General features: G+C 73.2%; 21 protein-coding genes and 1 riboswitch. Of the genes, 3 read left to right on the forward strand and 18 right to left on the reverse strand.

Annotated features, from left to right (window positions below; all coding sequences use genetic code 11):
* Positions 1-12 precede the first annotated feature (12 nt).
* On the reverse strand, positions 13-390 hold the full coding sequence (locus ACZ68P_RS14440; RefSeq protein ID WP_471005898.1) for an ArsR/SmtB family transcription factor: 378 nt from the start codon (positions 388-390) through the stop codon (positions 13-15).
* Positions 391-529: 139 nt separating this feature from the next.
* On the opposite strand from ACZ68P_RS14440, the gene ACZ68P_RS14445 reads away from it, so the two are divergent.
* Positions 530-2,455 carry a heavy metal translocating P-type ATPase gene (locus ACZ68P_RS14445; protein WP_471005900.1) on the forward strand — a complete coding sequence of 642 codons (1,926 nt, stop codon included), beginning with the start codon at positions 530-532 and terminating at the stop codon, positions 2,453-2,455.
* 135 nt (positions 2,456-2,590) lie between these two features.
* On the opposite strand, the gene ACZ68P_RS14450 is transcribed toward ACZ68P_RS14445, so the two are convergent.
* The 10 genes from ACZ68P_RS14450 to ACZ68P_RS14495 all read right to left on the reverse strand — a co-directional run bounded on the left by ACZ68P_RS14450 (position 2,591) and on the right by ACZ68P_RS14495 (position 14,340).
* On the reverse strand, positions 2,591-3,124 hold the full coding sequence (locus tag ACZ68P_RS14450) for a PadR family transcriptional regulator (protein ID WP_471005902.1): 534 nt from the start codon (positions 3,122-3,124) through the stop codon (positions 2,591-2,593).
* Between the two features lie 103 nt (positions 3,125-3,227).
* The gene (locus ACZ68P_RS14455; protein WP_471005903.1) at positions 3,228-5,252 is read right to left on the reverse strand and encodes an FAD-dependent oxidoreductase; all 2,025 of its coding nucleotides are present in this window, start codon (positions 5,250-5,252) and stop codon (positions 3,228-3,230) included.
* 310 nt (positions 5,253-5,562) lie between these two features.
* On the reverse strand, positions 5,563-6,408 hold the full coding sequence (locus tag ACZ68P_RS14460) for an ATP-binding cassette domain-containing protein (RefSeq protein WP_471005905.1): 846 nt from the start codon (positions 6,406-6,408) through the stop codon (positions 5,563-5,565).
* The gene (cbiQ, locus tag ACZ68P_RS14465; protein WP_471005907.1) at positions 6,405-7,154 is read right to left on the reverse strand and encodes a cobalt ECF transporter T component CbiQ; all 750 of its coding nucleotides are present in this window, start codon (positions 7,152-7,154) and stop codon (positions 6,405-6,407) included. Before cbiQ ends, ACZ68P_RS14460 begins: the two co-directional genes overlap by 4 nt.
* A 6-nt stretch (positions 7,155-7,160) precedes the next feature.
* On the reverse strand, positions 7,161-7,502 hold the full coding sequence (locus ACZ68P_RS14470; RefSeq protein ID WP_471005909.1) for an energy-coupling factor ABC transporter substrate-binding protein: 342 nt from the start codon (positions 7,500-7,502) through the stop codon (positions 7,161-7,163).
* Entirely contained in the window at positions 7,502-8,200 is a 699-nt protein-coding gene (locus ACZ68P_RS14475) for an energy-coupling factor ABC transporter permease (RefSeq protein ID WP_471005911.1), read from the reverse strand. Before ACZ68P_RS14475 ends, ACZ68P_RS14470 begins: the two co-directional genes overlap by 1 nt.
* Positions 8,201-8,229: 29 nt before the next feature.
* Positions 8,230-8,440, reverse strand: a riboswitch (cobalamin riboswitch).
* A gap of 71 nt (positions 8,441-8,511) precedes the next feature.
* Positions 8,512-8,919 carry a PTS-dependent dihydroxyacetone kinase phosphotransferase subunit DhaM gene (locus ACZ68P_RS14480; RefSeq protein ID WP_471005912.1) on the reverse strand — a complete coding sequence of 136 codons (408 nt, stop codon included), beginning with the start codon at positions 8,917-8,919 and terminating at the stop codon, positions 8,512-8,514.
* On the reverse strand, positions 8,916-9,491 hold the full coding sequence (gene dhaL, locus ACZ68P_RS14485) for a dihydroxyacetone kinase subunit DhaL (RefSeq protein WP_471006379.1): 576 nt from the start codon (positions 9,489-9,491) through the stop codon (positions 8,916-8,918). Before dhaL ends, ACZ68P_RS14480 begins: the two co-directional genes overlap by 4 nt.
* Before the next feature lie 206 nt (positions 9,492-9,697).
* On the reverse strand, positions 9,698-10,690 hold the full coding sequence (dhaK, locus tag ACZ68P_RS14490; RefSeq protein WP_471005914.1) for a dihydroxyacetone kinase subunit DhaK: 993 nt from the start codon (positions 10,688-10,690) through the stop codon (positions 9,698-9,700).
* Positions 10,691-10,971: 281 nt separating this feature from the next.
* Entirely contained in the window at positions 10,972-14,340 is a 3,369-nt protein-coding gene (locus ACZ68P_RS14495) for an ALF repeat-containing protein (RefSeq protein ID WP_471005917.1), read from the reverse strand.
* Positions 14,341-14,946: 606 nt separating this feature from the next.
* Between ACZ68P_RS14495 and ACZ68P_RS14500 the strand changes: the two genes are divergently transcribed.
* Both ACZ68P_RS14500 and ACZ68P_RS14505 read left to right on the forward strand, forming a co-directional pair.
* Positions 14,947-15,468, forward strand: a complete 522-nt coding sequence (locus ACZ68P_RS14500) for a hypothetical protein (protein WP_471005919.1) — start codon at positions 14,947-14,949, stop codon at positions 15,466-15,468.
* Positions 15,469-15,662: 194 nt separating this feature from the next.
* On the forward strand, positions 15,663-17,495 hold the full coding sequence (locus ACZ68P_RS14505) for a trypsin-like serine protease (RefSeq protein ID WP_471005921.1): 1,833 nt from the start codon (positions 15,663-15,665) through the stop codon (positions 17,493-17,495).
* Between the two features lie 205 nt (positions 17,496-17,700).
* Here ACZ68P_RS14505 and ACZ68P_RS14510 read toward each other — a convergent pair whose 3' ends face one another.
* The 7 genes from ACZ68P_RS14510 to ACZ68P_RS14540 form a co-directional block, all read right to left on the reverse strand.
* Positions 17,701-19,032, reverse strand: a complete 1,332-nt coding sequence (locus tag ACZ68P_RS14510; protein ID WP_471005923.1) for a DUF6545 domain-containing protein — start codon at positions 19,030-19,032, stop codon at positions 17,701-17,703.
* Positions 19,033-19,046: 14 nt separating this feature from the next.
* Positions 19,047-19,559, reverse strand: a complete 513-nt coding sequence (locus ACZ68P_RS14515) for a toxin-antitoxin system, toxin component (protein ID WP_471005925.1) — start codon at positions 19,557-19,559, stop codon at positions 19,047-19,049.
* Between the two features lie 124 nt (positions 19,560-19,683).
* Complete coding sequence (locus tag ACZ68P_RS14520) at positions 19,684-20,409, reverse strand: hypothetical protein (RefSeq protein WP_471005927.1); 726 nt, start codon at positions 20,407-20,409, stop codon at positions 19,684-19,686.
* A gap of 117 nt (positions 20,410-20,526) precedes the next feature.
* Positions 20,527-20,889, reverse strand: coding sequence for a DUF952 domain-containing protein (locus ACZ68P_RS14525; RefSeq protein WP_471005930.1), 363 nt, complete (start codon positions 20,887-20,889; stop codon positions 20,527-20,529).
* A 109-nt stretch (positions 20,890-20,998) separates the two neighbouring features.
* Positions 20,999-21,478 carry a pyridoxamine 5'-phosphate oxidase family protein gene (locus ACZ68P_RS14530; RefSeq protein ID WP_471005931.1) on the reverse strand — a complete coding sequence of 160 codons (480 nt, stop codon included), beginning with the start codon at positions 21,476-21,478 and terminating at the stop codon, positions 20,999-21,001.
* A 96-nt stretch (positions 21,479-21,574) separates the two neighbouring features.
* The gene (locus tag ACZ68P_RS14535; RefSeq protein WP_471005932.1) at positions 21,575-22,216 is read right to left on the reverse strand and encodes a glyoxalase; all 642 of its coding nucleotides are present in this window, start codon (positions 22,214-22,216) and stop codon (positions 21,575-21,577) included.
* 5 nt (positions 22,217-22,221) lie between these two features.
* The gene (locus ACZ68P_RS14540; RefSeq protein ID WP_471005934.1) at positions 22,222-22,707 is read right to left on the reverse strand and encodes a helix-turn-helix transcriptional regulator; all 486 of its coding nucleotides are present in this window, start codon (positions 22,705-22,707) and stop codon (positions 22,222-22,224) included.
* Between the last annotated feature and the right edge of the window lie 56 nt (positions 22,708-22,763).

Here is a 22,763-nt window from a genome sequence, read left to right on the forward strand (position 1 = left end):
CCGTCGTTGGGTCTACGACTGCCCAGTATCCACGGTCTCTTGGGGCACGTCGCGGGTGCCGAGGCGCAGGTGCTCGATGTGGTAGACGGCCTCGTCGAGGAGTTGGGCCACGTGGTTGTCGTAGAGGCTGTACTCGATCCGGCGGCCCTGCCGGACGCCGGTGACCAGGCCCAGGGCGCGCAGCAGCCGCAGCTGGTGCGAGACGGCGGACTGCTCCATCTCGACGGCCGCGGCGAGCTCGGTGACGCCGCAGGGGCCCTGGCGGAGCTTGGTGAGGATCATCAGCCGGGAGGGCGTGGCGAGGGCCTGGAGGGTGGCGGCGATGGTGGCAGCCGAGTCCGCGTCCAGGTGGGTTGCGGGGGTCGTCTCGCCGTGCGCTCCGTGTCCCATGGGCTCATCGTAGCGGCGCTCATATGTAGATAGATGAAGACGTCTTCATGTATTCGGGTATGGTGGTCCCGCTGCTGTGTCCGCACCCCTGTCCGTTCGTCCCCGCACGCCCCCGTGCCGTCCGAAGAGGTGGACTCCCATGGCTTCCCCGGTGCTCGACAGCCCGGCCACCCAGGCCGCGGCGGCCCCGCCGGCCCGCAGGACCCGCGTCGCCGACCTCCCCGAGGTCCGCTGGGCGGCGCTCTCCGCCCTCGCCTTCCTCTGCGCGCTGCCGCTCGACCTGGCCGGCGCCCCGGCCTGGGCCTGGGGACCGCTCTACGCCCTCTGCTACGCCGCCGGGGGATGGGAGCCGGGCTGGGAGGGGCTGCGGGCGCTGCGCGAGCGCTCCCTCGACGTCGACCTGCTCATGGTCGTCGCGGCCCTCGGCGCCGCGGCGATCGGCCAGTATCTCGACGGCGGTCTGCTGATCGTCATCTTCGCCTGCTCCGGCGCCCTGGAGGCGCTCGCCACCCGCCGCACCGCCGACTCCGTACGGGGCCTGCTCGACCTCGCCCCCGAGAAGGCCGTCCGTCTCACCGGCGGCGGGCCCGACGGCCGCGCCGCGACCGAGGAGCCGGTGGACGTGGCAGAGCTGCGGATCGGTGACACCGTGCTCGTGCGGCCGGGGGAGCGGCTGCCCGCCGACGGGACGGTGCTCCACGGCGTGAGCGACGTCGATCAGGCCACCATCACCGGCGAGTCGCTGCCCGCCTCCAAGATCCCCGGCGACGAGGTCTTCGCCGGCACCCTGAACGGCACGGGCGCCCTGCGCGTGCGCGTCGACAAGGACGCGCGGGACTCCGTCATCGCCCGCATCGTCGCCCTCGTCGCGGAGGCCAGCGCCACCAAGGCGCCCACCCAGCTGTTCATCGAGAAGATCGAACAGCGCTACTCGGTCGGCGTCGTGGTGGCCACCCTCGCGCTCTTCGCCGTCCCGCTCGCCTTCGGCGCCGACTTCACCACCACCCTGCTGCGTGCCATGACCTTCATGATCGTGGCATCCCCCTGCGCGGTCGTGCTCGCCACCATGCCACCGCTCCTCTCCGCCATCGCCACCGCCGGACGCCACGGCGTCCTCGTCAAGTCCGCGGTGGTCATGGAGCGCCTCGGCGCCGTCGACCGGGTCGCCCTCGACAAGACAGGCACGCTGACCGAGGGCGCGCCGCGCCTCCTGGACGTGCGGGGCGACGAGAACGCGCTCGCGTGGGCCGCGGCGGCCGAACTGTCCAGCGAACACCCCCTGGCCCGCGCCGTGGTGGCCGCGGCGCGCGAACGCGGACTGCGGATCCCCGCGGCGAGCGACTTCGCTTCCGTTCCGGGGGAGGGCGTACGGGCGACGGTGGAGGGCCGCGAGGTGCGGGTGCGCCGGGCCGCGGGCGCGCACACCGACACGGCGGTCGAGGTCGTGGCCGACGGGACCCCGGTCGCGGTCCTCACCTTCGCCGACCGGATCCGCGACGGCGCCCCGGAGGCCGTCGCCGCCCTGACCCGGCTCACCGGCACCGCCCCCACCCTCCTGACCGGCGACAACGCGGGCGCCGCCGCCCGGGTCGCCGAAGGGACCGGCATCACCGACGTGCGCTCCGGGCTGCTGCCCGAGGACAAGGTGGCGGCCGTGCGCGCCTGGGAGCGGGCCGGGGCCACGGTGCTCGTCGTCGGGGACGGCGTCAACGACGCCCCGGCCCTGGCCGCCGCGCACACCGGCATCGCCATGGGCCGGGCCGGTTCGGATCTGGCCCTGGAGACCGCCGACGCCGTCGTCGTACGCGACGAACTGGCCACCGTCCCCGCCGTCGTGGCCCTCTCGCGCCGCGCCCGCCGACTGGTCGTCCAGAACCTGGTGATCGCCGGCACCTGCATCGGCGCCCTGGTGGTCTGGGACCTGGCGGGCCACCTGCCGTTGCCGCTCGGCGTGGCGGGCCACGAGGGCTCCACGGTCCTGGTCGGGCTCAACGGCCTGCGACTGCTGCGCGACGCGGCCTGGCGCAGGGCGACGGAGGAGGGGCGCACCGGGCGCTCGCGGTGAGGCGGAGGGCGGAAGGGAGAACGCCGTCCGCTTCCGTCCTCCCCCTGCCGGCACGGCCGCGCGCTCGCCGGGGACGTGAGCGCGCCCGGCCTGTCCGGGCGGGCCGGGCGGGCCGCGCTCAGGCCGTCCCCGGCGCTACCGATCCAGCTCCGCCAGGGCGTGGGTCAGCCACTCCACCCAGAACCGCTCCAGATCGATCCCGCCGCGCAGGACGAGGTGCCGCAGCCGGTCGGGCTCGCTCTCCCGGCGCGCCGGCGGGAAGTCGCGCGCCTCGATCTCGAGGTACTCCTCCAACTGATGCCGGTGCAGGTCGAGATGGCGCCTCAGCTCGGCGGCCATCCCGGGGGCCCCGACGACCGCGGCGGCCCGCATCCGCAGCAGCAGCGCGGAGCGCAGGGGTTTGGGTTCCTCGGTCCTGGCCACCCAGTCGGTCAGCTCGGTGCGGCCCGCGGGCAGGACCTCGTACTCCTTCTTCTGCCCGCGTGCCGGAGTCCGGGCGGGCAGGGCACGGATGTGCCCCGCCTGCTCCAGCTTGCCCAGCTCACGGTAGATCTGCTGATGCGTGGCCGACCAGAAGTAGCCGATCGACTTGTCGAAGCGGCGCGTCAGCTCGAGACCGGAGGACGGCTTCTCGAGCAGCGCGGTCAGGATCGCGTGCGGCAGGGACATGCGCGCAATCCTAGGGAGCGTACGGAAGGTGTCGGCGTCCGCCCGGAGGGCCCGATACCCGGGCGAGACCTTCCGGACCCGACCTGGGTACGGGCCGCGTGGGTCACAGAGCCGCCGCCAGGCGGGTGCCCTGGTCGATCGCGCGCTTGGCGTCCAGCTCGGCGGCGACGTCGGCGCCGCCGATCAGGTGCGCGGTGCGGCCCGCGGCGATCAGCTCCTCGTACAGGCCGCGGCGCGGTTCCTGCCCGGTGCACAGGACGATCGTGTCGACGGGGACGGTCCGCGGCTCGCCGTCGACGGTGAGGTGGAGGCCCTCGTCGTCGATCCGCTCGTACGAGGCGCCGGCGACCATGGTGACGCCCCGGTGCTTCATCTCGGCGCGGTGGATCCAGCCCGTCGTCTTGCCGAGGCCGGCGCCGACCTTGGTCGACTTGCGCTGGAGCAGGTGCACCTGGCGCGGGGGCCGGGGGCGCTCGGGAGCGCGCAGCCCGCCCCGCTCCGCGTAGCCGGTGTCGACGCCCCACTGGCGGAAGTACGTCTCCGCGTCCTGGCTCGCGCCCTCGCCGCCGTCGGTGAGGAACTCCGCGACGTCGAAGCCGATTCCGCCGGCGCCGATGATCGCGACCCGCTCGCCGACGGGCGCGCCGTCGCGCAGGACGTCGAGGTAGCTGACGACGCTGGGGTGGTCGATGCCCTGGATCTCGGGGGTGCGCGGGGTGACGCCGGTGGCGACGACGACCTCGTCGTACGCGGCGAGGAGGTCGGGCGTGGCCGTGGTGTTCAGCCTGACGTCGACGCCCCGGGCGTCGAGCTGGACGCGGAAGTAGCGGAGGGTCTCGTTGAACTCCTCCTTGCCCGGTACGCGCTTGGCGACGTTCAGCTGACCGCCGATCTCGTCAGCGCTGTCGAACAGGGTGACCGTGTGGCCGCGCTCGGCGGCCGAGACCGCGCAGGCGAGCCCGGCCGGACCCGCGCCGACGACGGCGATCCGCTTGGCCCGGCGGGTGGGGGAGAGGACCAGTTCGGTCTCGTGGCAGGCGCGCGGGTTCACCAGGCAGGAGGTGATCTTCAGGCTGAACGTGTGGTCGAGGCAGGCCTGGTTGCAGCCGATGCAGGTGTTGATCGTGTCGGCGCGGTCGGCCGCGGCCTTGGCGACGAAGTCGGGGTCCGCGAGGAACGGCCGGGCCATGGAGACGATGTCCGCGCGTCCCTCGGCGAGGATCTGCTCGGCGACCTCGGGGGTGTTGATGCGGTTGCTGGTGACAAGGGGGATGCTCACCGCCCCCATCAGCTTCTTGGTGACCCAGGTGTAGGCGCCGCGGGGCACGGAGGTGGCGATGGTGGGGATACGGGCCTCGTGCCAGCCGATGCCCGTGTTGATGATGGTGGCGCCGGCCGCCTCGATCTCCTTGGCGAGCGCGACGACCTCCTCCAGCGTCGAGCCGCCGGGGACGAGGTCGAGCATCGAGAGCCGGTAGACGAGGATGAAGTCCTCGCCGACGCGCTCGCGGATGCGGCGGACGATCTCCAGGGGGAAGCGGACCCGGTTCTCGTAGGGACCGCCCCACCGGTCGGTGCGCCGGTTGGTGGCGGCCGCGATGAACTCGTTGATGAGGTAGCCCTCGGAGCCCATGACCTCGACGCCGTCGTATCCGGCGGCCTTGGCCAGCTCGGCGCAGCGGGCGTAGTCCTCGACCGTCTGCTCGACCTCGGCGTCGGTCAGCTCGTTCGGTACGAAGGGGCTGATCGGTGCCTGGATCGGGCTGGGCGCGACGAGGGCGGGGTGGTAGGCGTACCGCCCGAAGTGCAGGATCTGCATCGCGATCCTGCCGCCCGCCTCGTGCACGGCGTCGGTGATGAGCCGGTGCTCGGCGACCTCCTCGTCGGTGCTGAGCTTGGCGCCGCCGTCCCAGGGGCGGCCGGCCTCGTTCGGGGCGATGCCGCCGGTCACGATGAGGCCGACTCCGCCGCGCGCACGCTCGGCGTAGAAGGCGGCCATCCGCGCGAAGCCGTTCTCGGTCTCTTCGAGGCCGACGTGCATGGACCCCATGAGCACCCGGTTGGGAAGGGTGGTGAAGCCGAGGTCGAGCGGGCTCAGCAGGTGCGGGTACGGGGTGGTCGGGGCCATCGGGGCGCCTCCTCGCGCAGGATCGTCACGCCCTGTTGTAGACGACCCGAGGCGACTTGTGCAACAAGTTGCATAACGGCAGGGGCGTGATCTGCGCTACGTCCGGGCACGGACCCCCCGCCCCCACGGACGGACCGAGCTCACCCGCCCGCCTCCACGGACGGGGCCAGGGGCGGGCGGTCTCCCTGGTGCCGGCCCGCCGCACACGGGCGGGCGGGGTGGGATCCGTACCGATCCCACCCCGCCCGCGGCAGCGCTCGGACGGGTTCCGCCCCGCCCGAGCCCGGTCGGCGCCCTCGGCGTCCGCCCGTTACGGGCTGCCCACCCCGGCCCAGGCGTCCAGCTCCTCCGCCGTGCGGGGGCCGTCAGCGTCGGCGGCCAGCAGGCCGTGGGCGCGCAGCAGCCGGGCGACGGCCATGCCCCACGGCTGACGGAGCCGTGCCGAGGCGAGCAGCGCGTCGTCCGCGAGGAGGTCGGTCACCGGCCCGGTCCGCAGGCCGTCCGGGGCGAGGACCGCCGCCTCGTCCGCCCAGCGCAGGGCCAGATCCACGTCGTGGGTCGCCATGACCACCGTCGTCCCCGCGTCCCGCAGCCGCCCCAGCACCTCGAGCAGCCGCTCCTGACCGTGCGGATCGAGCCCGGCCGTCGGCTCGTCCATGATCAGTACGCGCGGCCGCATCGCCACCGCGCCCGCGATCGCCGCCCGCTTGCGCTGCCCGTACGACAGCAGATGGGTCGGCCGGTCCTCCAGGGCCACGATGTCCAGCGCCTCCAGCGCCTCGCGCACCCGGAGCCGTACCTCCTCCTCCGGCAGCCCCAGGTTCATCGGTCCGAACGACACGTCCTGACCCACCGAGGCCGCGAACAGCTGGTCGTCGGGGTCCTGCACGACCAGCTGGACCGTCGTCCGCAGCCGGGTCAGCCCCTTGCGGTCGTACGACACCTCCTCGCCGTCGAGCCGCAGCGCGCCGCTCGCGCACCGCAGACCACCGCTGAGCAGCCGCAGCAGCGTCGTCTTGCCGCTGCCGTTCCTGCCGAGCAGGGCCAGCGACCGCCCCTCCGGTACGGCGAAGTCGATCCCGTCGAGGACCGCGGGCCCGTCCTCGTAGGCGAAGCCCGCCCTCACCAGTTCCACGACAGGGGAACGAAGACTCACGGCAGGGACCTTTCCAGTACGAGAGTGAGCGCGACGAGACCGACGAGCAGCCCGGCCGTCGCCGCCAGGAAGCGGCGCGAGACGGCGGCGGCGGGCACCAGGACCCGCAGGGTCCCGTCGTACCCGCGCCCCGCCAGCCCGGTCTGCAGGCGCTGCGCCCGGTCGAAGGCGCGCACGAACGCCGTCGCCCCGAGCCCGGCGAGCGAGCGCCAGGTCGCCGCCCGTGTGGTCAGCCCCAGCCGGGCCGCCTGCGCCTGGCGGATCTTCGCCATCGCGTCGAGGAGCAGGAAGCTGATCCGGTACATCACGAGGGCGACGTCCACGACGGGGGCCGGCACCCCCGCCCGGACCAGCCGGGGAAGCACGTCCGATACGGGCGTGGTGAACGCGAAAAGCAGCACCCCCAGGGAGGCGGCCGCGGTCCGTAGCAGCAGCTCGCCCGCGTGCACCGGACCGTCCGGTGCCAGGGCGACGACACCGCGCGGGCCGCCCACCTCGAACAGCAGAGGAACCGCGCCCGTCACGCAGAAGCCCAGCGGAATGCGGAACGCCCGCCACAGCTGGCGTCCCGGGACACCGGCCGGACCGAGGAGGACCGCGAGGGTGGCCGCGGCGACGAGCACGGCTCCCGGCCACGGCGGCAGGCACACCGCGCACAGCGTCAGGCCGAAACCCAGAGCCGCCTTCTCGCACGGATGACGGCGGCGCCAGCGACTGCTGTGCGCCGCCGCGTCGATCGGCAGCATCCGCGCCTACTCGTCGCCGGACGGCTTCGCCGGCGGCTTCGCCCCGGCTCGGGCCTCGCCCTGCCTGCGGCCCTTGCGCAGCCCGAAGTAGTAGGCCAGGACACCGGCGCCGAGGGCGGCCTGGAGCGAGAACAGCGCCGACTCGATCTCGCCGGACGGAGGCTCGTAGAGCGGGCTGAACCACGGCTCGTAGTCGGGAGCGATCTCCGTGATCGCCACCTCCGCCTCGCCGTCGGCGCCGGTGAAGGGCTCCTCCTTGTGGTCACCGAGGCCTAGCATCAGCGGGAGCACGGCCAGGGCCGCCACGACGAGCAGCAGCAGCGTGTTGATCTTGGCGTTACGGCTCATCACGCGCTCGCCTCCGCCTTCTCGGTCTTCCGGTCGCCCGGGAGCAGCACCCCGAGCCGGGTCAGGTCGCCCTTGCTGGACTGCGTCAGCAGCCGCATCACGAGCACCGTGAGCAGCCCCTCGCTGACCGCCAGCGGCAGCTGCGTGACGGCGAAGATGCCGCCGAACTTGGCGAGCGCGCCCACGACGCCGCTGCCCGGGTCCGGGAAGGCCAGCGCGAGCTGGACGCTCGTGACGCAGTACGTGGAGAGGTCGGCGACGAACGCTCCGAAGAACACGCTCACCATCAGCGGCACCTCGAACCGCCGCAGCAGCCGGTACACCCCGTACCCGGCCCAGGGCCCGACGATCGCCATCGAGAACACGTTGGCGCCGAGCGTGGTGAGCCCGCCGTGCGCGAGCAGCAGGGCCTGGAACAGCAGGGTGATCGTGCCCAGGACCGCCATCACCGGCGGCCGGAACAGGATCGCCCCCAGCCCCGTGCCGGTGGGGTGGGAGCAACTCCCCGTCACCGAAGGGAGCTTGAGAGCGGACAGAACGAAGGTGAACGCACCGGCCGCACCCAGCAGCAGGGTGGACTCGGGATGGGCCTTGACCTCGCGGGTCAGGGCACGAACGCCGTGGACGACGAAGGGGGCGGACGCGACGCCCCAGGCGGCCGCGTGCACGGGGGGTAGATAGCCCTCGGCTATATGCATGATCGGGAGACCCTCTCCAGCACCTCGTGGATGGACAACGCACCTTGGCCGGTCTCCTGGCTGACGGGTCATGCCGTCGCGGCTCCGCCTTCCCACACCGCAACGGTCTCCCGCGGTGGTGCAGTGGCTCCCCTGAAGGGTCTTCCCCCCAGAGGGTGGAGCCGGACTTCCCGATCACAGTGGCGAGGGCCGCACCGGTACCGCACCGGTTTCCCGTACACCAAGGCGCTGTGACATTAGTGGGTTGACCAGGCGCATCACAACACGGAGGCCCGTGCGGACGGTGTGTGACGAGTCTCTCGCGCCCTCTCTCACTCCTTTCGGTACGTGTACGCCTCCGCGGCCGCCCCCTCCACGGCGGCCAGATCCCCGCCCGCCGTGGCCGTGACGAGCGCGGCGATCGCGCCCTCGACGAAGGGCGCGTCCACGAGCCGCGCACCCTCCGGAAGTTCGTCGCCCTCGGCGAGGAGCGCCTTGACGGTCAGTACGGCGCTGCCCAGATCGACCAGCAGGGCGACACCGGCGCCCTGGTCGACCGCCTTCGCCGCCTCGGCGATCAGTTCGGAGCTGGTGCCGAGACCGCCGTCCGGAGTCCCTCCGGCGGGCAGGATCGGCGCGGTGGCGCCGCCACCGGAGAGGCCCCGGGCGAGTTCGGCGACGGCCGAGGCCACGGCGGCGCTGTGCGAGACGAGGACGATGCCGACCCGGCCGCCGGTCACGGGACCACCTCCGCGAGGGCGGCGATCAGCAGCGCGGACGAGGTGGCGCCCGGATCCTGGTGCCCGATCGAGCGTTCGCCCAGATAGCTGGCGCGGCCCTTGCGCGCCCGGAGCGGCACGGTCGCCAGCGCACCCTCCTCGGCCGCGGCCCGGGCCGCTCCGAAGGACGCGCGCAGCGCCTCGGCCGCCGGGACGAGCGCGTCCAGCATCGTCTTGTCGCCGACACGCGCTCCACCGAGCTGCGCGACGGCGGCGACCCCGGCCGCCAGCGCGTCGGCGAACGCCTCGCGCGTCACGGTCGGGGTCTCGCCGAGCGCCTTGCCGGTGCGGCGCAGGAGCGTCCCGTACAGCGGTCCTGAGGCGCCGCCGACGGTCGAGATCAGCTGTCGTCCGGCGGTGGTGAGCACACCTCCCGGCGTCGCGGGAGGTTCCTTCGCCAGGACGTCCGTCACGGCGGCGAAACCCCGCCTGAGGTTGGCTCCGTGGTCGGCGTCGCCGATCGCGGAGTCGAGGTCGGTCAGTCGGTCCGCCTCCCGGTCGACGGCGGCCGCGGCGACCGCCAGCCAGCGCAGGAAGAACGCGGCGTCGAGCGCGTCGGCCCCGCGGGCCGCTGTCGGTCGGGTGGCCTCGGCCGACGCGTAGGCCTCGGCGGCCTCGGCGGCCTCGGCGGCGCTGCCGGGGCCGGCCGGTGCGGTCGGCGCGTTCGGTACGGGTGTTGCGGTCGCTTCGGTCGGTTCGGTCGGTTCGGTCGGTCCGGTCACGTCGGGCACTCTCCTTCTCACCGGCCCCAGCGCAGCGCAGCCGTACGCACGGGCGCGTCCCACAGGCGTAGCAGTTCCTCGTCGGCCTCGCAGAGCGTCACCGAGCAGCCGGCCATGTCGAGGGAGGTCACGTAGTTCCCGACGAGCGTGCGGGCGACCGGGACCCGGCGCTCGCCGAGCACCCGCTGCACCTCGGCGTTGAACCCGTACAGCTCGAGCAGCGGCGTGGCTCCCATGCCGTTGACCAGTGCGAGGACGGGACCCGACGGCCGCAGGTCGTCCAGTACGGCATCGACGGCGAAGTCCGCGATCTCCCGCGAGGTCATCATCGCGCGCCGCTCCCGCCCCGGCTCGCCGTGGATGCCGATCCCCAACTCCAGCTCGCCCTTCGGCAGGTCGAAGGTGGGGCTGCCCTTCGCGGGTGTCGTGCAGGCGCTCAGCGCCACGCCGAAGGAGCGCGACCGCTCGTTCACCCGCCGGGCGAGGGCCTCGACGCGCTCCAGCGGAGCGCCCTTTTCGGCGGCGGCTCCCGCGATCTTCTCCACGAAGAGCGTCGCGCCCGTGCCGCGCCGCCCGGCGGTGTAGAGGCTGTCCGTCACGGCCACGTCGTCGTCGACCAGGACCTTGGCGACCTGGATGCCCTCGTCCTCGGCGAGCTCGGCGGCCATCTCGAAGTTGAGCACGTCCCCGGTGTAGTTCTTGACGACGAACAGCACCCCCGCCCCGCTGTCCACCGCGGCGGCGGCCCGCACCATCTGGTCCGGCACGGGTGACGTGAAGACCTCGCCCGGGCACGCCGCCGCCAGCATCCCCGGCCCCACAAACCCCGCGTGCAACGGCTCGTGCCCGGACCCGCCCCCGGACACCAGGGCGACCTTCCCGGCGACCGGCGCGTCCCGCCGCAGGACGACACGGTTCTCGACATCCACGACGAGCTCGGGATGCGCGGCCGCCATGCCCCGCAGCGCGTCGGCGACCACGGTCTCCGGGACGTTGATCAGCATTCTCATGACTCTCTCTCCTGGCAGCGCTCGTCGGTGCGGTTCCGGCTGTGTCCTTCCCCCCCGTCACCCTTCCCCAGGCGCGCCTCCCGCGTCACCTGCCGTGCCGACCCCGCCTCCCTCCGACGACCGCCGCGCCGCATCGGAGGCGGCGCGGCCGGCTCCCGTCTCCTTCCGTCTCCCGGCCCGGTGGACGTGCCGTCCCTCCGGACTCCGGTTCCGGGCACGCCGAGAAGGCGCCTGACCGGGTCCGTTCCGGTCAGGCGCCTTCCGTGCGGTCCGCTACCGCGTCAGTGCTTCTTCTTGCCGCTCAGCCAGCTGACGATCGGCGCGACGGCCTCCGACCCCAGCTCCGACAGGTGCTTGACGACCTTCACGCCGCCCTCCGCGGCATGGATCCACCTCGACTGGCCGAGGGTGACGATGCCCAGGGCCGTGATCGAGAGCTGCTTCTTGAACTCCGCGCTGGTCCAGCCGTAGCCGATGCCGTAGGCGATCGCGCTGCCACCGTCGAGCACGGTGCCGAAGACACCGAGCCCGAAACCGATCGGCAGGAGGACCGGCGCCGCGGGCGGGATCACGATGCCCGCGACGCCCACCCCGACGCCCACGAGCCCGGTGACCATGCCGGCCGTGTGCAGGTAGTCGGCCCACTTCTTGGCATCCGTCCACCACGGACCGCCGTCGTCCTTCACGGTGTCGTACTCGGCGGTGTCGGCAGGGTTGGTACCCGCCTGCTTGGAGGCGCGCGCCTCCTCGGCCGCCTGCCTGGCGGCCGCCGCGGCCTCCGTCGCGCGCTTCTGCACCACGATCTGGTGCGCCTCGGCCGCCGCGGTCGCCGCTTCCCGGCTGTTCTTGCCCGCCTGAATGGCGGAGGCGTAGGCGGACGCGGCCGACGCCTGGGCGGCGTTGGCGGAGGCGATCGCGCTGCGGGCGGATTCGCCGGCCCGCGTGGCGGAGTAGTTGGCCGAGCGCGAGGCCGTGCGGGCGACGGAGGCCGCCTGCTTCGCCTTGTCGGCCGACCTCTGCGCGTTCGCCGCCGACTCCTCCGCGTCGTTGGCGTACGAGTTGGCCTGCTGCGCGGCGCCGGCGGCCTTCTCCGCCGACAACTGCGCCTTCTGCGCCCACTGCACCGCCTCGGCGGCAGCGTTACGGGCCTTGGCCGCCGCCTCCTGGGCACGGGCGGCGTCCTCCTGCGCCTTGTGCGCGATCTTGGCTGCCGCGGCGATCGCGCCCTGCATGGCCGCGATGTGGGTGTCGGAGTCGTAGTCCAGCTGGGCGGTGTCGAACTGGACCGACGCGACGAAGTTGCGGCGCATCCAGGCCGGGCCCTCCATCGCCGCCTGGGCGTACGCCTGGGTGTAGCGCCCGCCGGTGTGGAGGAGCGTCGAGGTGGCCACGGCGTCGTCCTCGCGCTGGGCCTTCTCGAACGTCAGGGCGAGGAACTGGTGCAGGGCCGCGGGAGTCCCCGCGTCCAGGGCCGCGTACGCCGCCTCCTGCACCGCGCGGCCGGGGTTGCCGGCCAGCACGCGGTTGATCAGCACGCGGTTGTCGGTCGCGGCGGCCTTGATCACGCCGTCCGTGAGGAACGTCGTCGCGGCGTCGGGATCCGTGCTCTCCAGCGCCCCGGTGGCGGCGAAGGCGATGTCCGGGCTGTAGGTCCTGGCGATGTGGAGGACGGTCTCCCGGTCGTCCTGCCGCTGGGCCAGCTGCCGGGCCGTGTCGATCCAGGCGTGGACGTCGGCCTCCGTGCCGGCCAGCGCGAAGCGCGCCGCGTCCCGGGACCATGCCCCCCTGGAATCCATCATGACGACGGCGGCCTTGCGCCCGAGCGCGGTGGCGGAAGCGGTCTCCCCCGCCCGCAGGGCCGCCTCGGCCTGCGCGATGAGGTCCTTCGTCGCCTGGGAGGTCTGCTGCGCCTGAGTACGCTTCTGCTCGATGTCCGACCGGTCCTCGGCTTCGAGCCGCGTGATCAGACGCATCTCCTCGACGGCCCGCTGCGTCTCCTCGCCGAGACGCTGCCACTCCGCCTCACGGGCGGCCTTCTCCACCTCGACCGCCTTGACGACCGCTTCGGTGGCGTTGTTCGCGGCCGTGGTGGCCTCGTTGGCGAACTGCGTGGACTTGTTCGCGTAGTCCACCGCCTGGCCCGCGTACTGCACGGCCCACTCGGCGGCGTCCGCGGCCTTCTCTGCGTGCGCGGCCGCGCTGTTGGCGGCGTCGCGCGCGGTCCGGGCGGCCGCCGCCGACGCGTTGGCCAGAGCCTGGGCCGTACCGGCGGCGTTGGTCGCGATGTTGGCGTTGGTCGAGGCGATCTGCGCCTGACGCTTGGCCTCGGCGGCCTCCGCCTGCGCCACGCCCGCCGACGCGGCTGCGCTCGCCGAGGCGCTCGCGGCCGAGGAGGCGTTGCGGGCCGCGGACGCGGCGGCGGCACCCGCCCCGGCGGCGGCACTCGCCGCTTCGGAGGCGCGGTCGGCGGCCGCCGCCGCGCCGCGGGCCCGGGCAGCGGCGTTGCGGGCGGCGACGGCGGCGTCCCTGGCGAGGCCCGACTGGGAGGCGTCCTTGGAGGCCGCGATGGCGGCGTGGTAGGCCCGCGCGGCGGCGGAGCCCGCGTTCGCGGCGGCCTGGCCGGCCGCCGCCGCGGCGTACGCGGCGCGGCGGGACGCCTGCACGGCGGCGTGGGAGGCGTTGATGGCGACCCGCGCCGAATCGGCCGCGCCCTTCGCGGCGTCCGCGGCCCTGCGGGCCGCCTTGCCGGCCTTCGCCACGTCGTTCTGAGCCGCCTCGGCCTCGGCCGCGGCCTTCTGCGCGGCGTCCTTGGCCTTCCCGGCCGCCTCGACGGCTCGGGCGGAAGCCTCTTCCGCCTCCTTGGTCTTGGCGTCCGCCTTCCTGCCCTCGCGTTCGACGACGGCGACGAGCTCCTCGATCGTCGCCCGCTCCTGATCCCGCGCCCGGGCGATGTGCTGCCCGGTCTCGAGGAACCACTCGACATCGGACTCGGTGCCGGACAGGGCACGGTCGGCGTACTTCTGCACCTCCGGACCCGCCTGCACCAGCATCCTGGAGATCTCGACGCGCATGTCCTGCAGGCGCGCGCTGTACTGACCGGCCGTCAAGAAGGTTTCCAGCGCGGCCTGGGAGCCGTCGCTCAGCGCGGCGTCGCCGGCGCGGTTCACTCCCTTGCCGCCCCGGCCCATCACGGTGGAGGTGGCGACCCGGAGGTCTTCCTGGATGGCGGCCTTGAACCCGCCGGCGAGATAGGCGGAGACCGCCGCGCTGCCGTTGGCGAGCGCGGCGGTGGCTTCGCGCCTGGTTCCCCTGCCGCCCATCGCCAGACCGCTCATGACCGCGACCCGGTCGTCCTCGGCCGACTCCAGGGGAAGCCTGACGGTGAGGAAGTTCTGTACGTCGGCGTCGGAGCCGGTCAGGGCCGCCGCCGCGGCGGTCCGCACGGCCGTCCCGCCCAGCAGCCATGCCTTGACGACCTTCGCCCGGTCGGTGTCCGGCAGCCGGAACGGGTCGCTGTCGTCGTCACCCGTCGCCGGGGTCTCGGCCCAGGCGGCGGCGGGATTGAGCACGAGGCTGGAGGTGGTGACGACGGCCGTCGTGGCCGCGATGGCGCCGAGAACGCGCCGTCTACTCCAATAGGTGGTGTCCAAAACGGTCCTTCGCTTTCGACGCCTGGCACACCCGCAAAACAGTGCGGCCCGAGCCAGGACAGCAAGTGTGAATCGCGTTCTTATTCGTCGGGCCATGGCAGACGTGCAAGGCCCGAGGGGTGCGCGGCATGACCTTACGTGGCACGCACGACGATGACCAGACGGTAGTTGATGAGCAATCAACTTCCGTTTATCACTGGAGCGTGAACAAGCCTGACGCTGGCTGAAACGCGACTCCCAAATCGGACACCAGGCTGCCAAATCGGCCTGAAACGAGCGGTGTTGCCGATGGAGCAGTGTGAGGCAGGTCACTCTCTGCGGGTGTCCTGAACGCATCGCTTGGGCTGCGCAACCACCCTTCAGGCTCTCGCGGACGGCCCTGCCTCATGTTTTGAATCGATGCGGGGAATTTCCGTGACGAGACGTCATGCTCGTTTTCACGGACTTGATTTACCGGCCCGGTGTTCGGTTAGGATCCGGCTCGAAGTCGGGGGCTTCACGCCATCGAGATGCCATGGGCGCGTCTCCTGTTGGCTGGACACGAGCCTTCACATCAGTACGGCACACCTCTTCCGGGCAGGACCGGAACCGACGACTGGAACAGGCATGAAGGCACTCAGAACACTCGTCCGCACAGTGGCCGTGGCCACGGCCGCGGGCGCCCTGGCGTGGCTGGCGACCGCCGGCGGACCCACCGCGAACGCGGACGCCACGGACGCCGTCGCGATGAAGGCCGTCGCCGAGGAAGGCCCGGGCTACGCCGTCGAGGACTTCGGCTACCCGAACGCCGACAAGATCCTTGCCGAGAAGAACATCGTCCTGAAGCGCGGCGACGGTCACATCCTCCTCGCCGAGTGCGGCAGCGCCACCGACCTGCTGGAGGTCTGGACGCGTCAGGACGAGGAGCGGTTCTGCTTCAAGGTCACGGGCACCCGGGGCTACCTCGCCCTGGAGCTCCCGTCCGTCTACTCGATCAAGGGCAACACCTACTCCACGGAGGTCGACATGACCGTCGGCGACGAGGAGAAGTCCTTCGACATCAGGAAGAACACCTGGACCCCGGTCGGCGAGAGCGTCGACCCGCAGGCCCGCGACTTCATGCTCATGGAGATCCGCACCACCAAGTAGGCGTCGGCGCCGCCCCGTAGCCGCCCCGCAGCCGGAGGACGGCGACACGCCGGCCCCGCCGCGGAACCGGCCGCCGATGCCGCCGCGGGACAGGACCGCCGGACCGGTCGCCGATCCGGCCCGCCGCCCCGCCCCCGGCCAGGACGCGAGACGTCCCCGCCCCACAGCTCCCAGCCCTGCTTCCAGGAAGTGACATGAAGCGTCAGCACACCGCAAGACCCTCCATACGCGCCGCCCTCGGCGCGGCCCTCCTCTCCGCCCCCCTCGCGGTCACGGGCCTCGCCGGCTCCGCCCAGGCTGCCGTCGGCACCCCCGCCACCGCCGCCACGCTCGCGCACACCGTCCAGCTGACGGTCGGCGAGTGGCCCGACAACCGCGGCTGCACCGCGACCCTGGTGGACGAGCTCTGGCTGGCCACCGCCGCCAGCTGCTTCGCCGAGCAGCCCGGCGGGGCGGTGCCCGCCGGAAAGCCCGCCCGCCCGACCACCGCCACCCTCGGCGGCGGCACGGTCCGCACCGTCGTCGAGCTGGCCCCGCGTACGGACCGGGACCTGGTCCTGGCCCGCCTGGACCGCTCGGTGCGGGACATCACGCCGGTGAAGCTCGCCACGGCGGCTCCCGCCGCCGGTACCGCCCTGACGGCCTCCGGCTTCGGCCGCACCAAGACCGAGTGGGTCCCGGACAAGCTCCACACCGGCGCCTTCACCGTCACCAACGTCACCACCGGCGACGTCGCGCTCGACTCCGCCAACGGCACCGACGTCCTGTGCAAGGGTGACACCGGCGGCCCGGTGCTCGACGCGGCCGGCAGGCTGGTCGCCGTCAACAGCCGTTCGTGGCAGGGCGGCTGCTTCGCAGCGCCGGCCACGGAGACCCGCAAGGGAGCCGTCGCCGCGCGCGCCGACGACCTCGCCTCGTGGATCGGATCCGTCAAGCAGCGCCCCGTCGTCCTCAAGGCCGGCGACACGCTGCGGTCCGGTGAGACGATCTCGACGACGAACGCCAAGCTGGTCATGCAGTCCAACGGCGACCTGGCCCTCTACCACCGCGCCGGAGGCGAGAACCAGGGCGGCGCGCTCTGGATCTCCGGCACCAGCGGCAACCCCGGCGCGTACGCCAAGATGCAGGCCGACGGCAACTTCGTCGTCTACAAGAAGGACGCCCAGGAGACCGACCCCACCAGCGCGCTGTGGTCGTCCAGGACGAACGGCAACCCCGGCGCGCGGCTGGCGCTGCAGGCCGACGCCAACCTCGTCCTGTCCACCGTCACCACCACGACCGGCGGCACGGGCGTCGTCAAGCTCCTGTGGCAGAGTGACACCTCCCCGCGCGGGGACAAGCTGGCCCCCGGCGCGAAGCTGATGCCCGGCTCCTGGCTCACCAACGGCCAGACCGTGCTGATCATGGACATCCAGGGCAACGCCCTCGTCCGCGAGGCGTCCTCCGGCCGCGAGCTGTGGGGCAAGTACGCCTGGAGCTGGTACTCGTACCTGCACATGCAGGACGACGGCAACCTCGTCCTCTACAGGGCGGACGGCGGCCAGGGCCGCGGCGGCAACCTCTGGGTCACCGAGACCTGGAACGGCGCCGGCGCCTACGCCGCCCTGGAGGGAAACTCCCTCGTCGTCCACGCCCAGGACCAGGGCACCCGCTGGGCCAGCTCCGTCCTGCGCGGCGCGCAGTCCAATCGCTGCCTGGACTGGAACGGCACCACCGGCGCGATGATCTGGGACTGCTGGGGCGGTGCCAACCAGCAGTGGGACGCCACCGCTGCCAAGGAACTGCGCGTGGGCGGCGACAAGTGCCTCACCGCCGACAAGGGCGCGAACCAGGGTGCCCGCGTCTCGGTCCAGCCGTGTGACGGCAGCGCCGAGCAGAAGTGGAACGTGAACGGCGACGCCACCATCACCGCCCAGCTCAACCCCGGGCAGTGCATGAACGTCTGGGGCCAGGCCACGGCCAACGGCTCCGGACTCGGCCTCTGGGGTTGCGACGGCGGCGCCAACACCAAGTGGGCCCGTCCCTGACCACCCACCGAGAGGCGGCCCGGCCCCCGGGCCGCGCTCTCAGGCCGGCCCGCCCTCTCGAACCGGGCGGCGACCGGCCGGGTCGGCGAGGGCCGGAGACGGCCCGAGCCGGCGGCGGCGGAAGCCGCGTGCCCCCGTCCGCCACAGCGGAGGCGCGGCGGCCGCGGCGGTCCCGGGCCGGAGACGGCCTCGGGCCCGCCGAGCCTCAACCGGTCACCGGCGCGCCGGGCGGCGGCTCCACGACCTCCCTGCCATCGGGCCCCGCGGGGGAGCGCCCGGGGGAGTGTCGCTCCGGCCCGGCCGGGCCGTCGGCCCGGGCGGGAAGCCCTGCCGGCCGGGCCGACGGCCCGACCGGCAGGCCCGCGGGATCGCCAAGGGCCCGGGAGATGCCGACCAGGAGGTCATGGTGCTCGGCTTCGGCGGCGCGCAGCGCCCGGATCGCCGCCGCGCCCTGCGCCGGGTCGGCGCGCACGCCACGGGCGCGCGCGTCGGCCGCGGCCGTGATCATGGCGGCCAGACCGGTCGCCACGCTCTCGCTCTCCGTCCGCCCGGCCCGGCGTGCCCGGGTGTAGGCGTGGGCGCGTACGTCCTCGGAGCAGTACGCCCCAAGCTCCAGCATCCGGTCGTGGATGTCGGTCATCCGGTCCGTGAGCCGCCGTCCGGGCCCCGCGTACCACGGAGTGGTGAGCCGCATCCGCCCGTCGCGGTCACAGCCGGCGCGTACGGCCCGACGCAGCGGGCCCAGCGCGCGCAGCATGCACAGCGGCCCGAAAACGCGGGCGGTGAGCCACGGGACGACGAGCGGGATCAGGAAGCCGGCGGCGACGAGAACGGTGCCGAGGCAGGCGAAGGCCATGCCCACCTGGTTGACCGACTCCCAGTCGTGGCCCGCCCAGGCGCCCGCCACGGCGACGAGCTTCGCGACCCCGTAGGTGACGTTGGTCAGGAAGCCGAGCGTCAGGACGGAGAGCCCGATGTGCAGCGCCCCTCCGGCCGGTGACTTCCGTTCGGGACACTTCCGGCGGATGTCACGTGCCCACTTCCGGCACGCGGCGGCCGCCGCGGCCGCCGCGGCGGTGCAGGCGAGCAGGCAGAGCAGCACCATCTCGCGTATGAACGGCGTGTTGGCGTAATAGGTCTCGAAGTCACGCTGCCGTTCGACCGGCGCCTCGCCCAGGGTGAAGCAGACGACGAGCAGGACCGCCACGGCGACGTGGCCCCAGATCCAGCGCCTGACCCGGCGGCGCGTGCGGGGCGCGACCCGTGCGTCCTCGCGCCAGTTCTCCATGAGCACGCGGCAGGCGCACGCGTAGGCGGAGAGAAGGCAGTAGACCATCAGCGCCGAGAAGTTGGCGATCTTGGTCACGCGGTTCACGAACACGATCGTGGAAGGTGCGGAGAAGAAGAACGCCGCCGCCTGGAAGAAGATCACCGCGTTGACGCTGCAGACCATGGGGGTGCGCCAACGCCGCACCAGCGACGGCAGTTTGACCAGCAGGACGAGGCCGAGCGCGGCGGCCGGTATGTAGAGGTTCACGCTCTCCTGCGGCGTCATCCTCTGAACGACGCCCAGATGCGGCCGGCCACCCCGGCGGACGGCGATGCGGCGCGCCGGCCCTCCAGGAAGGGCCTGCACCGGTCGGCCAGCATCCGGCCGAACTTCTCGGCACGCCGCTCCTCTTCGAGGTCCGGCTCCGTACGCGCGGCGACATGGGTGACCGCGTCGGCGAGGCTCCACCGGTCCCCCAGCATGCGGGCCGCCGCCTTCGCGCCGGCCCCGCCGCCATGGCCGCAGCGACCCTCCTTGAGGTGCCACAACTCGTGGCCCAGAATCACGACTTGATGCAGGGGCGAGGTGTTCGCCTCGACGGCGATCAGGTGGTGGTCGCCCAGGTCGAGCCAGAGACCCGTCACCGTGTCCGGCGGGAACTCCTCCAGCATGAGGCGGACTTCCCGGCCGCTGCTCTTCGCCGCGCCCCCGCAGATGGCCTTCATCAGCTCCACCGGTTCATGCGGAACCGGCTGCGGCAGACCCGCGATCAGCTCGTCACGATGCCGCTTCATCTCGCGCGAGACCCCCACGACCTGCCACCCGTCCTTCGTACCGGATGCACAGCCCCCCATGCATCGCCCGTTGCGCGTTACCGCTGGTGGGGCGCGGTTTCAGCCCGTCGCGACCACCCGAGGGTCATTGTGCCCCACCGGTCTCGAGAGCCGCACGCGCCTCCCGAGCCCGCTCCTCGCGGGAGCGCCGGGCGACGGATTCGATGAGGGCGATCAAGGGCTGCGCGGTGTCGTCCGGTACGTCGGCGAGGGCGCGTGCGGCGTATCCGACCACACCGAGCGAGGGATCGACCTCGCCGGCGGATCCGGCGTTCCTCAGCCGTCGCAGATCCTGGTCCTGGCGCTCCACGGTCCGCTCCAGCAGGTCCTTGTGGATCTGCTGGAGGACCCGGTCCAGCGCCTCGGTGGGCTCGGCGACCAGGAACTCGATCTTCTCGCCGAAGAATCCGGCGATGCCCGCCGCGTGGTCGAGGTTGGGCGCCCGGCCCGTCTTGATCATCTTGTCGAGCCACTGGGCGCTGGTCCCCGCGCCGACCGCGATCTCGGCCAGCGTGTACGGCCGCCGGCTGCCGTCCGCCGCCGCGCGCAGCCGCGTCGCGCGCAGGAAGAGGATCCGCTCGACCACACGCCGGTGGCGCTCCTCGACCACGTCCCCGCCCTGCCGGGGCACGGCGTGCGGCTCGCCGCGCAGCATCTCCCGTACCTCCTGCGCCGGGACGCCGGAGGCGTAGGAGAGTCCGCCCTCGCCCTCCACCCGCAGCACGTCCTCGCGGTTCAATCCCATGCGGTCGAGCAGCGAGTCGATACGACGCACCGTACCCACCAGGTCCCGAGCAGGCCCATCACTCACGCGAACTCCAACGGTTGTCGTACGAGGCGGTCCCAGGCTAGCAATCGCCGCTGATCCGCGATCAACGCTCGGCCCGCTTTTCGGAGGTACGCGGGAGGACCGGACGTACGCGAAGGGTCAGCCGGCCTGCTCCGTGCCGGTGGCCCGGCCGTCCTCGTCCCACGTGACGTGCAGGATCCCGGCGACGGCCCGGCGGTCGACGGGCCCGAACACGTGGGGGAACCGCGTGCCTTCGGCGACGCCCGGCGGCGGGGCCGGAACCGCTTCCTCCCACTCCGTCCTGGCGGTCAGGCGGCTCTCGTCGAGGACGAGCACGAGGAGGGGGCGCGGGGCGGACCGGTAGAAGGCGTTGACGACGGCGAGGGTGGTCGCCTCGTCGGGCGAACAGTGGACGAAGCCCTCCTCGGCGAGGGAGGCGGGGGAGTAGGGCTCGTCCGGGGACGCCGTCCAGTCGCTGTGGGAGACCACGTGGTAGATCATGGTCCGGTTATATCGCAGGGGTGTCGCGGGCGGTGAGGGCTTCCGATCCGGCCGTTCCGGCCGGCGGCCCCGGCGCGCCCGCCTCCGCCGGGTCGAGGAGGAAGGGGCCTCAGCCGAGCCAGCGGCCGTCGCGCATGAGGTGGCGCCCCCGCAGCTCGTTAGCCTCGCGCCAGGCCTGGATCCGGCGCGGCCGGATCAGGAAGTACTGGTAGGGCTCGTCCAGTTCGCGCGGGTCGAAGCCGGTCTTGGCCTCGAAGGCGTCCCCCGTCCCCGGGGCGAGGTCGGCGAGGTCCACCGGTTCGGCCGTGCCGTCCACGACGACGACATCGCGCGTCGGACCGAGGGCGAGCCGCACCCGGCCGTCCGCCAGGAGGTTGCGGCCGGTGACGGAGGCGCGGGGTGTCGAGACGAGGAACGAGGTCCCCTCCCAGAGGAAGGAGAGCGGGACGAGATGGGCCCCCGTCGAACCGGCCGGGTCGGCAGGGTCGGCCGGGCCCGCGGTCGCGACCCAGACGTCGATGTCGTTCTCCAGCCGCGCACGGGTGTCCCGCAGCCGCTCCTCCATCCCTCGTGGTGGCGCGCTTGCCATCGTCTTCCTCCGGTCACGTCGTTCTTCGGGCGGCTTCGTCGTTCGATGCGGTCGGGTCCCCGCGCCCCCGCGGTGCGGTGGCGCCGCGGGACGGGATCAGGGGGCGGGGGTCAGCGAGGCGGCCTCCCAGGCGAACCCGTCGGGGTCGCCGGAGGGCCCGGAGACGTCCCCGCCGGCGCCGAGCACGAGCCGGTGCGAGCCGGTGCCGTCGGCGGGGACGCCGACGTCCTTGGCCAGGGCGCGGCGGCCGTACAGCGCGAGCTTCACGGGACCGGGACCGGGCCCGGCCTCGAACTCGACGTACTTGCGGCCGAAGCTCCTGGCGACGCCGAGGCCGTGCTCGACGTAGAACTGCTTGGTGGCGATCACGTCCGTGGCTCCCAGCAGGAGCACGATGTCGTCGATCTGCCGCGTGGCCGGACCGGTGTCCTTCCTCGCCGACGTGGCGATCTTCCAGATGGTCCCGTCGGGGGCCTGTACGACACCGCCGAAGCCCCAGAACGACTTCGCGGCGGGCTTCAGCGACGTGGCCCCGGCGTCGAGGGCGGCGTCGACCAGGTTCCTGACGGTGCCCGGCTGGGAGACCGTGAGCGCGAGGGCGAAGCCGCGGAAGCCGGTCGTCGGTGCTTCGGAGGCGCGCAGTCGCAGCCAGGTGTCCAGGCCGAAGGCGGCGGTGTAGAAGCGGTCGGCGGCCGTGGGGTCGGCCACCTCGAGGGTGACGGATGCGAGGGAGTTCATGTCCGTCACGCTAGTCTCGGCGCGGTCGCCGGGGCTTCTCGATTCCTGACCGGTCTCGGGGCCGGGGGCGGCACCCTGCCCGGCACGGCGCTGGCGGACGCGCCCGACGCATCGGACGCGCGCGTCGCGGAGCCCGGGTAGGCGCTCGGCGGCACGCCGACCAGCTCGGTGAAGCGGGTGCGGAAGATGCCCGGCGACGGGCAGCCGACGGCGGAGCGGACCTCGGGGACGCTGAGGCCGCCACCCCGCAGCAGCGCGGCCGCGCGCTCGATGCGACGCTTCGTCAGATAGCCGTAGGGGGAGTCGCCGTAGGCCACTCGGAACTGCCGGCCGAGCTGTCCGGCCGGCATGCCTATGTCGCGGCCGAGTGCCTCGACGTCCAGCGGCCGCGCGTACTCCCGGTCGATCCGGTCGCGTACGCGGCGCAGTCGCGCGAGGCCGCTCAGATGGTGCGCGGCGGTGAGCGCGCGCGCCCAAGCGGGATGACACATGAGAGTGATCTCCTTTCGTCCGTGCTCGGGGTCCTGTCACGCCGGGCGCCTCACGC

The organism is Streptomyces sp. NPDC036822 (genome assembly GCF_055609145.1).

Bases quoted from the DNA above. Each gene is read 5' to 3' on its own strand.
- ACZ68P_RS14440 (WP_471005898.1), bottom strand. From the start codon at position 390: ATGGGACACGGAGCGCACGGCGAGACGACCCCCGCAACCCACCTGGAC.
- ACZ68P_RS14445 (WP_471005900.1), top strand. From the start codon at position 530: ATGGCTTCCCCGGTGCTCGACAGCCCGGCCACCCAGGCCGCGGCGGCC.
- ACZ68P_RS14450 (WP_471005902.1), bottom strand. From the start codon at position 3,124: ATGTCCCTGCCGCACGCGATCCTGACCGCGCTGCTCGAGAAGCCGTCC.
- ACZ68P_RS14455 (WP_471005903.1), bottom strand. From the start codon at position 5,252: ATGGCCCCGACCACCCCGTACCCGCACCTGCTGAGCCCGCTCGACCTC.
- cbiQ (WP_471005907.1), bottom strand. From the start codon at position 7,154: ATGCTGCCGATCGACGCGGCGGCGCACAGCAGTCGCTGGCGCCGCCGT.
- ACZ68P_RS14470 (WP_471005909.1), bottom strand. From the start codon at position 7,502: ATGAGCCGTAACGCCAAGATCAACACGCTGCTGCTGCTCGTCGTGGCG.
- ACZ68P_RS14475 (WP_471005911.1), bottom strand. From the start codon at position 8,200: ATGCATATAGCCGAGGGCTATCTACCCCCCGTGCACGCGGCCGCCTGG.
- dhaK (WP_471005914.1), bottom strand. From the start codon at position 10,690: ATGAGAATGCTGATCAACGTCCCGGAGACCGTGGTCGCCGACGCGCTG.
- ACZ68P_RS14500 (WP_471005919.1), top strand. From the start codon at position 14,947: ATGAAGGCACTCAGAACACTCGTCCGCACAGTGGCCGTGGCCACGGCC.
- ACZ68P_RS14505 (WP_471005921.1), top strand. From the start codon at position 15,663: ATGAAGCGTCAGCACACCGCAAGACCCTCCATACGCGCCGCCCTCGGC.
- ACZ68P_RS14515 (WP_471005925.1), bottom strand. From the start codon at position 19,559: ATGAAGCGGCATCGTGACGAGCTGATCGCGGGTCTGCCGCAGCCGGTT.
- ACZ68P_RS14525 (WP_471005930.1), bottom strand. From the start codon at position 20,889: ATGATCTACCACGTGGTCTCCCACAGCGACTGGACGGCGTCCCCGGAC.
- ACZ68P_RS14530 (WP_471005931.1), bottom strand. From the start codon at position 21,478: ATGGCAAGCGCGCCACCACGAGGGATGGAGGAGCGGCTGCGGGACACC.
- ACZ68P_RS14535 (WP_471005932.1), bottom strand. From the start codon at position 22,216: ATGAACTCCCTCGCATCCGTCACCCTCGAGGTGGCCGACCCCACGGCC.
- ACZ68P_RS14540 (WP_471005934.1), bottom strand. From the start codon at position 22,707: ATGTGTCATCCCGCTTGGGCGCGCGCGCTCACCGCCGCGCACCATCTG.